This window comes from Bradyrhizobium sp. CCBAU 53421, from assembly GCF_015291625.1.
GTDB lineage: Bacteria > Pseudomonadota > Alphaproteobacteria > Rhizobiales > Xanthobacteraceae > Bradyrhizobium.
In genome coordinates this window covers 7,410,656-7,423,194 of record NZ_CP030047.1, presented here as the reverse complement: position 1 = coordinate 7,423,194, position 12,539 = coordinate 7,410,656, and the positions used below count along the sequence as shown (strand labels likewise).

8 protein-coding genes, 1 pseudogene and 1 riboswitch are annotated in these 12,539 nt (G+C 58.9%); of the genes and pseudogenes, 3 read left to right on the top strand and 6 right to left on the bottom strand.

The genetic code is table 11. The features are described from left to right. Positions 1–761 precede the first annotated feature (761 nt). From XH92_RS34800 to XH92_RS34785, 4 genes are all read right to left on the bottom strand, one after another. Positions 762–1,511 carry a carbonic anhydrase gene (locus tag XH92_RS34800; protein WP_246787863.1) on the bottom strand — a complete coding sequence of 250 codons (750 nt, stop codon included), beginning with the start codon at positions 1,509–1,511 and terminating at the stop codon, positions 762–764. A gap of 8 nt (positions 1,512–1,519) precedes the next feature. Further along, positions 1,520–2,239: a thermonuclease family protein gene (locus XH92_RS34795; protein ID WP_194456162.1), complete on the bottom strand. Its 720-nt coding sequence runs from the start codon at positions 2,237–2,239 to the stop codon at positions 1,520–1,522. 812 nt (positions 2,240–3,051) lie between these two features. Further along, positions 3,052–3,456, bottom strand: a complete 405-nt coding sequence (locus XH92_RS34790; RefSeq protein WP_194456161.1) for a type II toxin-antitoxin system VapC family toxin — start codon at positions 3,454–3,456, stop codon at positions 3,052–3,054. A 43-nt stretch (positions 3,457–3,499) separates the two neighbouring features. Next, positions 3,500–3,694, bottom strand: coding sequence for a type II toxin-antitoxin system VapB family antitoxin (locus XH92_RS34785; RefSeq protein ID WP_194456160.1), 195 nt, complete (start codon positions 3,692–3,694; stop codon positions 3,500–3,502). A 539-nt stretch (positions 3,695–4,233) separates the two neighbouring features. Here XH92_RS34785 and XH92_RS43295 point away from each other — a divergent pair. Together XH92_RS43295 and XH92_RS34775 are read left to right on the top strand one after the other, a co-directional pair. After that, positions 4,234–4,854, top strand: coding sequence for a Wadjet anti-phage system protein JetA family protein (locus XH92_RS43295; protein WP_246787861.1), 621 nt, complete (start codon positions 4,234–4,236; stop codon positions 4,852–4,854). Continuing rightward, on the top strand, positions 4,838–5,104 hold the full coding sequence (locus tag XH92_RS34775) for a hypothetical protein (protein WP_246787859.1): 267 nt from the start codon (positions 4,838–4,840) through the stop codon (positions 5,102–5,104). Before XH92_RS43295 ends, XH92_RS34775 begins: the two co-directional genes overlap by 17 nt. Before the next feature lie 659 nt (positions 5,105–5,763). On the opposite strand, the gene XH92_RS34770 is transcribed toward XH92_RS34775, so the two are convergent. After that, the gene (locus XH92_RS34770) at positions 5,764–6,612 is read right to left on the bottom strand and encodes a nodulate formation efficiency C protein (RefSeq protein ID WP_194456158.1); all 849 of its coding nucleotides are present in this window, start codon (positions 6,610–6,612) and stop codon (positions 5,764–5,766) included. A 1,346-nt stretch (positions 6,613–7,958) separates the two neighbouring features. Then, positions 7,959–8,156: riboswitch (cobalamin riboswitch) on the top strand. A gap of 101 nt (positions 8,157–8,257) precedes the next feature. Between XH92_RS34770 and metE the strand changes: the two genes are divergently transcribed. Then, the gene (metE, locus tag XH92_RS34765) at positions 8,258–10,600 is read left to right on the top strand and encodes a 5-methyltetrahydropteroyltriglutamate--homocysteine S-methyltransferase (RefSeq protein ID WP_194456157.1); all 2,343 of its coding nucleotides are present in this window, start codon (positions 8,258–8,260) and stop codon (positions 10,598–10,600) included. A 325-nt stretch (positions 10,601–10,925) separates the two neighbouring features. Here the strand turns inward: metE and XH92_RS34760 are convergent. Continuing rightward, a pseudogene (locus tag XH92_RS34760) lies at positions 10,926–12,248 on the bottom strand (IS5 family transposase). Positions 12,249–12,539: the final 291 nt, after the last annotated feature.

Sequence of the window (12,539 nt, the reverse complement as noted above, 5' to 3'; positions counted from 1 at the left end):
CGCAAATTGACAAGGTGCGCCCACGCAGAGCTACCACCGCTCTTTGGACAACATTCTCAGGACGTCCATCCATCCTTGAGTGCCAGGCTCGACGGGGTGCAGGCGACGCGCAGAAGAGTATTCTGCGTTCCAGCCGATGATCGCAACTGTCGCGCGCGAAAATTGCCGGTTTATTGCGGATCCAAAGTATGGTCGTACAGTTTCAGCGATGCTGCGTTTTCGAGATTGCCGGTCGCTTCGTTGGCTGATGCAGGAGAGACCGTCCAATGCCGTCGCGAGCAACAATGTTCCTCACATCAGCAGGCTGGACCGCCGTCGCGATCCTAATTCTGCTGTATGTGATCTTCAGCCCGATCTGAGTCGGGGAGCTTGACAGTACGATCTCTATCGGTTCCAAACCGGACGATCCGGCGAGGATATTTTGCTGAAATTTGTCCCGTGTCGCCGAGCCCCGCTTAGATCCCGACATCCATCGCAGCGCATTTCTGCGGCTTCAGCCAACTGTGTTGACCAGTGCATTGACGGAAGGCATGGACCCTGTTCGGTCACGGCAGGAATTGTGTGGGTGCTGGCCGCGCGTTGCCAACATAAGTGCGTAAACTAAGAAGAGGATAAAAAGCCCGCGCATGCAAAGAGGTGTCCCGAAGCTGTATGTCAATTGTGCAGCTGTCACGTCCGGTGCATTTACCGATGGGCGGGCGAGTTTTGCGGAACTCAACCGGAGCCGTGCTAGGCAGTTCAAACGACTGCGAAAGTACAGGTCAGTTCAGCAAGTCGACCCTGCCGGTGTCGAGCCGGTACAGACCTCCGACGACCTTTAGCCCGTTCTGCTCAACTGCCGCGTTCAGAACCGGGCCCGCCGATTTAAGTTTGCCGACGTTATCGATTACGTTTTGCCGGATGGCATTGGCGAACGCATCACCGGTTTGATGGCGAGATTCCCGTACGGCAGGCGCAAGCGCAGCGACGAGGGAGGGAATATGCCCCGGTGCCGGCTTGTCGTCGCTGAGCGACTTGATCGTGGCGTCTATCGCGCCGCAGCGATCGTGACCGAGTACCAAAATCAACGGCGTGTTCAGCACAGCGACGGCGTATTCCATGCTCGCGATCGTGACATCGTTGACAAAATTGCCGGCGAGGCGGCAGACAAACAGGTCGCCAAGTCCGCTGTCGAAAGCAAGTTCAGGCACTATGCGAGAATCCGCGCAGCTCAGGACCGCCGCATATGGATTTTGTCCATCGACTAAAACCTCACGCTCGCGCTTGAAGTCGCCGCCTCGTGATGCGCCCTGGACAAATCGGTCATTACCTTCGATCAGCCGCTTGAGCGCAGCATCCGGCGAGAGCAGATTATCCGGCTTGGGCAGCCGGTTTGCTTCCTTCGCGTTAACGATGTTGTCGCCAAGCCGCATGCCAACCGCCGAAAACGCGAACAGCGATAGTAATAGCGACCGGCGCGAAGGCTTGATCATCAGCGAGCTAGACATATTAAGGGAACGGTCTGCGTGCATGTGTCGCCTCATCGCGCCGCTTTACGCCATCCAGTGGCTTCAGCCTCCGCTTCGCTGCAGAACCATCGATCACCCGCCTTCTTCGTCATATCGATTTGTCCGTAACCGAGTTGCCCGGGCATGTGATAAATGCGCTCGCTCCCGCGGCCCAGCGTGCCCTTTATCAGACATTCGGGTGAGGGCGGGTCGGATAGCAAAGCGGATCCGAGCAGGAGTTCCTGAGCGTCGATCGGTATCGAGCTCGCGCCGACAACGATGGTCCCCTTGTTGCGGCGACGCCAGTCCCAAGGAGCGATGAACGCCCCCGACCATAGGCCCGCATAGGCATTGCTCGCTACAACCTCATAGATAATGTAGGTGTGAGGATCGGATGATAGTGCCCAGCCCGAGCTTATCATCCATGCGTTCACGTCCTCGCCTGCGATGAAGCAGCTGCCGAGTGACCGTCCGTACTTATCCACCCGCGTGGTGTGACAATCCCACGTTCGTCCATTCGAATGCCTGATAAGCTCATCACGAGCAGCTATGCCGCAAGCCCATTTCTGGCCGTGGGCGTCGAGGCAAATCTGATCCGTCTCTGGCGCCTCGATACCCGAAAGCCGAATTTTGGTTTGCTCGATCTCAATCGTATTGCCATCGATGATGCGTGGAGGGCCGCTGAGTTTTGCTGCGCAAGCCGGAGATGTGATGATAGCGAGCAATGCGGTTATCATCGCGCGACGTTTCATCCCGACAGCCTTTCGCTCTTGGTCCATGCGCTCAAAAACACCTGCAATCCGGCGTCAGCCGCGTTCGACTGCTTGATCGCACCATGTCGGTTACTTGGTCCGTGCTGCATCATTCGACGTTTGGTTGGTGGAAGCTCGATTGTGGTTGCCAACCTACGGCCTGACGTAACGTGAGATTCAAGCGATTTCTTGTGTGAGTTGCGATAGGCTTCCGGCCTCGACCGTCTCTCTCAGTAAACGCAGACTGCACCGTGCTTAAGATCATCGGGCACAGCGTCGAACTCGGTGCATTAAAAAACAACCGAGTGCTCCCCGAGAGAAATCAATCAAAGTAAATGAACATGGCTTGCAACGCGTTTGCGAGCGCCATCGTACAGCGCACGATCTGTCGATGTAGATTCGTCGATGCGCCAGACATCGGGCCCGACCGTTAGACAGTGATCGAGGGAGCGGCTGGGTTCATGGTACGTGGCGGACGAGGTTGCTAAGCGACTTCTGAAGCTGGCACCGGTTGGTCTCGACTATCCTTTCTTCTCCGATAGCGGCTCAACCAGCCAACCAGCGTGGAAGTGACTTAAAGATGGCCTCGGCTATTGGCATTTGTTGGCAAGGCGTGACGACATTAGGTTCAAAACTTTGGATGAACTCCAAGACGCGTGAGTTTCGTCTTGAGCTTCATCTAGTGTCTGCGTGCGATCCAGCCGTCGCGGGTCGGAGTTTTCCGAGAGCCGCTCGTCGGCCGCGGGCGTCAGCGCCGCGAATTCGGGCCAAGGCAGGGAGTTCGGGGTAATCGTACGGACGTTGCCAGCGGTCTATCCTTTATGGACCAGCTCGAGATCGGTTCGCGGAAAGTCGTCACCCTTGTGCAGCAGTGGCGCGCGATAGGTCTTGGCGCAGGCATAGGCGAAACAGTTGCCAAGATTGAGCTGAGCCGGATGTCGCCCCTTTCCGAACCGATCGAATGCCATAGCGGCGGTCGATATCATTCCGTCGGTAGTCGCGCACACGCGGATGGATCCGGCGTCGAGAAATTCTCGCACTGCCGCCTCCGCTTCCGGCGCACCCCATGCGTTGACGCGCATGAGAGCACAGATCGTTTCGTAGACTGCGATGGGTGAGGTGAACGGCGCCTTGGCGTCCGCAATTGCCATGACGAGCTCAGCCGCGTCTGGCTCGCGTAGCAAGATTGCGACCAGGGCTGAGGCGTCGATCATCATCAGGCATCACTCGACAGATCGTCGAAAAACGCCTTATCGGCGGTCAGGCCGGTTTGGGAGCGCGGGCGATGCGGTCGAGCAGCGGTTGCACCCGCTCCCAGAGCGGCGTCTTCAGACGTTCACGCTGAATTTCATGTTCGCAAGCCTCGCGAATGCAATCGAGGATCGGCTTGCCTTTGAGGGCGGCAAGTTCACGAATGATCCGGTCAGTGTCGCGGTCTTTAATGTTGTAGGCCATGGGTACCTCTGCTCGGGTATATAGGTATCCATATTCGGGTACCCAGCAAGGGTGGGTTTCCGTGCTCTTAACTCATTGATATTACGTAATATTTGTCGAATATGGATCGCGAGAGAGACGAGCCGCTAAATTGCAGCAGCTCACACGCGAGATTACCGACCGCAAACAACGCGAGGCCGCACTCGCCGTCGCGAGGCTCGCAATCAGGTCGATCAGTTCACCGAGAGTCTGCGGGCCATTTTGGCCGACCTTAAGCGTACCCGACGGACGGTCATGGAACCGAAGACGGTGGGCACCAGGCTGGAGGCCTTTTTCGAGGAGTTCGTCGTCCAGCTGCTGCTGAAGGATTTAGTCCACTCCTTACCGTTTCCGCGACGCGATCGTGGATCTTGCTCTCAGAATTCCTGCACGTCCGAGACGATGCAGGTGCTCGCCGAGGAATACGCCGCAGCAAGCATGGCGTCCGATCTCGAAGAGGGCCGGATGGCTGCGGCTGACGACTTGTTGGCCATCGAAAGCATCTTCGAGCAGATCGCGAGATGTTCGATCGGATCGAGACCTTTCGCAGACAGCTCGAGGCACGTGTTCGAAACACCATCAGGTACGCGGAGCGCGGAGCACAGGGACTCGTCGGTCGCGCCGGCGACCTGGTGCGGCGGCTTGACGCCCTGCTCCGCGAAGGCGGGCACGAAGAGGCAACCGTCGAATGGACCATTGAGCCCCTGCGGTCGCCTTGGCCTGAACACCATCAGGCGCCGGCTAGACAGTTGCGCCGTCCTGTCGAGGCAAGAGAACTCGCGGGGCCGCCGTCGGATCCGCTCTACGAACTGAGGAAGCGGATTCGCCTCGAGTGCATCGCCCGCATCGCGCCGCGGCCCGAGGACGTCAAAAGATTCCTCGAGCGGCAGGTGCCTCCGTTCGCCACCAAGGAGGCGCGCTTCATGGAGATCGGCACCGTTGACGATTTTCTCGCCTTCGATTGCGCCCGACATTATGCGCTAACCGGCGACGTGCCGGCGCAGATCGCGGCTGACTTCGATGCGCAGCCAAGCCTTGACACGGCTCCGCACGATAGCGAGTGGCTCAGATGCACGAACTTCGTGGTCAGACGATCGGGTACGCCGGCGAAAGGCAGAGCGATCCATGCTTGGAGAATTTGACAACATCGAGCGCTCCGTCGGCGCGGAGAAGGCGGCCGACCTTTGGAGGGCGTTTCACTTCTTGCTGCGACGACGATTCGTGTTCGCCGGCGATCCTCGCACCGGGACGGTCTACTACACGATGATGGATGACCGCTTCCGCGACGTGGTCGATGGCTTCTTCGACAGTTGCGGTTATCGCGTCCATCGCGATCCGGAGGCGCAATGGGGAGCCGTGAACTGCCGATCTCTTGTTACGGGCTTGAAGTGAACGGCCGACTCAAAGCCGAATTTGTAACGAGAGACGGCGCCCGGGCGGGTGGGGAAGAGCTAAAGAAGCATGCTTCAGATCGGGATTTACGACGCGCAAACGAATGCGCGTGAGGAAATCTAGATCTTCCGTCCCAATTCTGCGGTCGATAAATCGCAGCATGGCTGCAGAGCTCCTCGCCGGGGATACTCGGGAAAGGGGCCCGCCGCCATGAAGTATGCCGGCGTCGCTATCACTGCCCCGTTCCCGGGTACCCTTTTAACCAGGCTCGTCGCTGCACTCGCTCCCGCGTGCCGCCTTCGGCGTCACGCTCCTGCGGGTGCCATTGTCCGTTGAAGCGATGCGCTGCGCGCACGCCTGGTCTGAGCAGGGGCCGCAAGCATCGCTGGGCCAACTCCCCCGAAGAATGGATCTAGAGCTGGGCGCGTCGCAGGTTGGCGTCCGCTCGCTGCATGTGAGCGGGGAGGGCTAAGCCGGCTCTCGTAAGCTGGCACGTGGTCGCCTGGTCATGGCATCGATTGCTTCGCGGAATGGGCCGAGAGCAACGGTGCTACCCTATGACGAGCTGCGAGGGGCTCGCGGTTTGTCGCAAAAGCGTAACAGGTCAAGTCAGCGCTTCCGAACGCGTGTGCTTTGCTGCTCCTCGGAGGCGCTCAGCGTCAAGGAGCTGCGCCGCGATCTTGCTTTGTGCGACCATCGGCCGAGGCCTTTCGCGTCCTCTCTATTGCTTCCCGTTCACTTGGCTCTATCCGATCGAACCAGGAGCCTGGAGGAAAGGCCGCGATACGCTTGGCGAAGAAAGATTGCGGCTCCCAATCTTGTCCCTCGCTCTTCTCGAAAGCGATGACGCCGTTGTGGGTAAAATAATGGGGCCCTGGAATCTTACAGTTCACCAAAAGCAGAACGCGCCACAGATCCCCCCTCTCGGTCGGCTTGTCATTCGGTTTCGACACGTAATCAACTACAACGGGTTCAATGATATGGCAGCGGCCGTGCCGCAGAAGATTGCCGAGCTTGCCTTGCGCAGTCGTCACGAAATTGAAGTTGGCCGGATCATGCAGAAAGTGAAGATTTGCGTCCCTTTCGCCATCTGTGACTTCACTGGCGATCAACGAGAGCGCCAAGGCACGCCAGCCCAACTCAATCGGCTTTGCATATGTCGACGCAAGTGTAATCGTCCCGTCGGTCGCGATCTTCCAAGTGATAGCGTACTGTTCGTCTGATCTATTGTCCGGGTGCCTGGTCCATGAAAAATAGACATACTCTGTTCGGTCAATTCCTTCGGCGACTCCCCATGATCGAGGCACAAAGTGAGCCACCTTCGAGACCATGGAGATGATTTGTTCTATAGTCTCACCATCTTGCGCTCGCCACGTTGACTTGACCCTTTCGACAAGCGCGTGGTCGTTGGCGCGAACATTGTTGCTCGTCACCGCCAGCCCGGCCAGGCAGATCAGCGACCGACCGATACAGAACCAAAGCACGCGTCTTCCAGGCATTTTCTTCATTGCTTCCGGCCCATCTAGTTATCATCCACACGTCAATTCCAAAGCGGGACGTCCTCCTCAACGTGCTATGCGCAGATCGCAAGAAGTTAGCGGCAACGTGACGCGGGCGCCTGCCGATGTCCCGCACGAGCAGGCGCCGTCCCTCGATGTCACGCGCCGCTAACTTCAGTGGTCAGCCAAAGCCTCAATTTGCAATGCTGGACCTGCCCAGGAGGAGAAGCCTGGACATGCCGAGGACCTGCATTCTTCGTGCCAGGCAATAACCGGCAGTTCGCGCCAGATTTGTGCCGTCTTTGTCGACTTACCGACCTGCGCACGTTCTAATGTTACCATACAGCCTATTCGCCACGACTTCCGTGAATGATTCTTATCACGCACTGAATCTTCGACAGTGCGGGCGAATGCCTTGCTGCCGGAGTCTTGACGACAATTGGGAGCAGGTATGCCGCCATCGATCCGTGTGATCCAGGGGCGTCGCCGCTACTACGAATGTCGAGGGCGCCCAAGCCTGTTGTGCTTGGCACTTTGCGGCCTACATCAACGCGGAGCCGCCCTTCAGCGGCGAGCGATTTGGAATCGACGTTAAGGAACTTCACGGATCAAGCAGGCGGACGAGACGTGGCATTCTCCGCTCGCGCAATGTTATGGGCCGTCGTCTACCTGCTCGTCATTGCAGTCAACATTAGAGGAACTGCGCTTCCACGCAGCCGTGTCGACCGGCAAGAGGGAAGCCTCAGGTCTTGCTAGCTTCGGCTTGAATTACTGAACGCTTTCGAGAGCATCTGTCTGACGGGGTGGCTCATAAAAGGCCTTGCCATCCAGCCGAACAGACCGACAGTAAAGACGGCAGCAGCAAAGACGCCGAGGGCGCTCCAAACAGCCATTTTCATTGCGAGGCTCTCTTGTGGTTGTGGTGATTCAATATGCTTGCTTTGGCCAGTATCACCAAAACATCAGCTTGACGCCTACCAGGATTGGCTGGTCGTACATCGACATGCTCGCTGAGCACGCTGCTGGATTTAGCGCATACCTCTTGCGCCTATTCGACACTGATCCATGGTTATTGGTGGAGAGGGAGGACGCATCGAAGCGTGCTCGATGAATCGTTCGAAAGCCGGGCCGCATGAAAACGTCCAACTCGGCGTGGTACCTTCATCCTGCAGGCCGCGTCGTCTCTTCCATAGATCTGACACGCCGCCCGACGCCACGCGCCTTCGAGATGGCCATTCCGATATCTTATGATTCGAGAGTGGCGTCCACGTCGCGATCAAGAGTGGCCTTGGAACGTCATTCGCGTAAGAGGCCGCAGCACCAATTTGAGAGGTTGACGGCCGAGTTCTCTTGCCGATAATCCAAGTCGTCGAGGTTCTCCGGTTTCCATTTGATCCGGAGCTAAGAGGGAAGCCGGTGCCAATGCCGGCGCTGCCCCGCAACTGTGAGCGGCGAGCCACTGTCCAATCACTGAAGCCCGCGCGGCTTCGGGAAGGCCGGACAGCAGCAATGACCCGCGAGCCAGGAGACCTGCCCCGACAATATGTTCATCCACGGGCGGGGTGTCCCGGTGGTGCGCTAAGCAGCCGTCGCTCGGGCGACTTCTCCTGCCTGCGTCCGCCATGGCCTTTGCCCCCAACCCGGGGTTAGCGCTATGTCTCTTCTCTCACTTCCGGTTGCCACGCTCGGAACGCCGCGCATCGGTCCAAGGCGCGAGCTCAAATTTGCACTCGAAAGCTATTGGGCCGGAAGAACCAGCGAACAGCAGTTGCTCGAGGATGCGGCCGGCCTACGTGCTGCGAACTGGGCGCGCCAGAAGTCCCTCGGTGTCACCGTCATTCCGTCGAACGACTTCTCGCTGTACGATCACGTGCTCGACACCAGTGTCATGGTCGGCGCCATCCCGGAAGTCTACGCCTCGAAAGCCGAGCCCGTTTCCCTCAAGACGTATTTCGCCATGGCACGCGGTTCACAATACGACAGCCGGGGTGCGAGTTGCGGCCACGGATCTCGCGGCGATGGCGCACCCGCGCAGGAGATGACCAAGTGGTTCGACACCAACTACCATTACATGGTCCCGGAATTTCACCGCGGACAGACTTTCAGGCTGTCCTCTCGCAAGCCTATCGAGGAGTATGAGGAAGCCAAGGCCCTTGGCTTTCAGACTCGCCCTGTCCTGATCGGCCCGGTCACATTCCTAAAGCTAGGCAAGAGTGCTGATCCTGCGTTCCAGCCACTGTCACTACTGGATGACCTGCTACAGGTTTATATCGAGGTTCTGCAGGAATTGGCCAAACGTGGGGCAAATTGGGTTCAGTTCGACGAGCCCTGCCTGGTTCTTGATCTGGATGAGGAATCAAGAAAATCCTTGCTACATGCCTATGACCGGCTCGCCAAGGAAGGGCCGGCCATCAAGATCATGGTCGCCAGCTATTTCGGTGGCCTCGGCGACAATCTTCCCACCGCCTTGCGCCTGCCTGTCGCCGGGCTGCACGTCGACCTGGTTCGGGCGCCAGCGTTATTGGGCCAGATCATTACCGCCAAGCGAAGTGATCTTGTCGTGTCACTCGGCGCGATAGACGGCCGCAATGTGTGGCGAACGAATTTGTCGGCACTGCGCCAGCGGCTCGATCCCGCTATCGCGAAGCTCGGCAAGGATCGCATACAAATCGCTCCCTCCTGTTCGCTGCTTCACGTGCCGGTCGATGTTGAACTCGAGACGGAGCTCGCTTCAGACGTCAAGAGTTGGCTTGCATTCTCGGTTCAGAAGATTCGCGACCTTGCGACCTTGGCGCGCGCTCTTGCGGGTGATCAGAATGTTGCCGGCGCTCTTGCGGAATCGGAGCGCGTCACCACCAATCGTGGGACTTCGCCAAAGATCCAAGATGCCGGTGTCGCCGTCCGGATGAGAGCGATGAACCAGACCACGCGCCGGCGCGCCAGTCCATTTGCCAGTCGTGCCGAGATCCAGCGCAAGCGCTTCAAACTACCGGCGTTTCCTACCACGACGATCGGATCGTTTCCGCAGACTGCGGAGGTCCGCAATGCCCGCGCAGCACACGCGCGAGGCGCGATGAGCGACGGACAATACGACGAGTTCCTCAAGGAAGAGACTGCCCGTGCCGTACGTTGGCAGGAGGACATTGGCCTGGACGTGCTCGTGCACGGCGAGTTTGAGCGCAATGACATGGTGCAGTACTTCGGCGAACAACTCGCCGGCTTCGCATTTACCAAAAACGGCTGGGTACAATCCTATGGTTCGCGCTGTGTCCGGCCGCCGATCTTGTTTGGCGATGTCTCACGGCCGAGACCGATCACTGTGGGTTGGTGGCGGTACGCGCAATCGCTAACCGAGAAGCCGATGAAGGCGATGTTGACCGGACCAGTGACGATCTTGAACTGGTCGTTTGTTCGCGATGATATTCCCCGAGGCGAGCTCTGTCGTCAAATTGCGCTCGCGATCCGAGACGAAGTCGGCGATCTCGAAAATGCTGGTGCGGCCATGATCCAGATCGACGAGGCTGCGCTGCGCGAAGGATTGCCGCCGCGTCGATCGGAGTGGACGGCTTATCTCGAGTGGGCCGGGGATTGCTTTCGCATCTGCTCATCGGGCGTCGCCGATCAAACCCAGATCCATACCCACATGTGCTACTCGGAATTCAACGACATCATCGATGCGATTGCTGCAATGGACGCGGATGTCATCTCGATCGAGACTTCGCGCTCGAAGATGGAGCTGCTCGACGCGTTCCGGAATTACAATCCGAATCAAATCGGGCCGGGCGTGTACGATATCCATTCTCCGCGCGTGCCCGAGTCGAGCGAGATGAAAGAGCTCGTGGCTTTGGCTCGAAAGCGGCTGCAGGATTCGCAACTCTGGGTCAATCCGGACTGCGGCCTGAAGACGCGCAAATGGGAGGAGGTTCGCCCCGCGCTGGTCAACATGGTCTCCGCCGCCCGCGAACTACGCGCCGCATCCGCTCCGGCCGACCGTTGATCTGGGACTGGTCTTGGTCGAGAATTCGACCGCCTGTCAACGATTTGCGGGCTCGATAATCGTGAGAGATCCTGGTGAAAAAAAAGGCCCGGCCGCCTTTAGCGGCCGGGCGGAAGTATGTCCGGGAGGAGCGACGCTGCTAGGCAACGTGCCGACCTCCATCGGCGGAAGGAGGACAGCCGATGGTCCGATTACGGCGAGGACATCCGCCGAAATCTGACCCTAGTTGAGGCGCAAGTTCAGCGTAGCTCAATCATGCCCTGATATGCGGCCCATATACCTGGGATTAGAAAGTCGTTCGTGAAGAACGTTTCTGAGCACCGTTTTACGCGAGGCGTTGCGATAGACGGCGACAGCGTGTCCAGAGCAGGACGCGTAAAAGTTCCGTGAACCAGTGGCGGAGAGGCTGAAGTTGTAGCCGGCGGCGGCGAGCACCGCGTTGATGCGGTCGCCATCGCGGCCCTTGAGATGGTTGCGGCGCATTCGGTGGTCGTCCTTGAGATGGCCGATCACAGGCTCGATGGCGGCGCGGCGCCGCATCTCGTGGATGGCGTTGGTGACGCGGCGAACCTGGCCGCTGATCCAGACCTTGAACCGGTTTGGATAGTTGTGGCCGCGATAGCCCTTATCGCCGTGGATGCGGCGCGCTGGACCCCTGTGAGCTTTTCGAGATCGGCGATGACGGGACCGAGCGTGTGGCCGTCATAGGGATTGCCGTGCAGGGCCTTGGCATGCAGCACGAACTGCCCGCCTTTGGGCGCTGTGGCAGGCGTGGCAATCGAGACTTTGCAGCCAAACTCGTAAGGTGCCCGGGCCGTGCCTTTGCCGATGCACTCCACCTCGGGGGCGTGCAACGAGTAGACCTTGGGACCGCGCTGACGCTGCTCTTGATGGCGAACCCGGCGGGCGAGATCGAGCCGCGGACCAAAGCGATCCTCGCGCGCAGGGTCGCCCTCGATCTTGCGTCTGATGTCACGGATGATGCGGCCAAGCCGGGTGCGCAGGAATTTGAGTTCTCGCCGGGCGCGCTTGAACTGGTGGGCAGCGTGTAGCGTCCCACCATGACGGCGGCGCGCTTGGCCACGCGCAGATAGCTCTGGCGCAGTTCGATACCCTCGCGTTTGGCCAAATCGACCAGCTTCTCGATCGCCCGGTGCATGAGCCGCGCATCGCTCGGATGCGCGATCGCCTTGTCCTGGACGGTGGTGTCCACAACGACCCGCTCGAGATCTTTGGGCTCGATCGCCCCAGTTCGATGCGCCACCGAGAGGCTTTCTTGGAACAGCGCGGCGATCTGCTCCTCACCCAGCCGCTGGCGCCAGCGGGTCAGCGACGAGCGATCGAACGGCAACTCGTGCCGGAACACCACCTCGCCGCAGAAATACTGAAAATACGGGTTCTCGACCCACCTGTCGCACAGTGCCTCGTCAGACAGATTGTGTCATGTGCTTGAGGATGAACAGTCCGGCTACCAATAGTGTCGGCAACGGCGGCTGCCCCGCAGGCGACAGACCGAACTGAAGCGTCCCGCCAGGAAGTCCCAATCGATCTCCGCCGACAGACGCACCAGCGGATGGCGAAGGTTGATGATCTTCTCCAGAGATGGACGAAACAGATCGTCCTCACGATCGTCGCGCGGACGGCTCATGGGTTCTCCCCAACAGCGAATCTCGCCGTCAAAGGAATCACGAAGCCGCCAAATCCGGAATCCAAAACCGCAAGAAAACCAAGATCTACCCACGGCTTTCTTGCAAAATCGAATATTTGCTCACGCTAAATCACAGCGATAGATCGTCGCTTCCTAATTCTTCACGGGCGACGGAAGAGATCGATAAGGTCGGTACCTTACCGTCTATCGTCGGCGCAACGCTACGCAGTCTCGGACTTTCGAGTCTCGATGGGAGCGACCCGAAAACCCGAGTTGCCGTAAGCTTCTCGT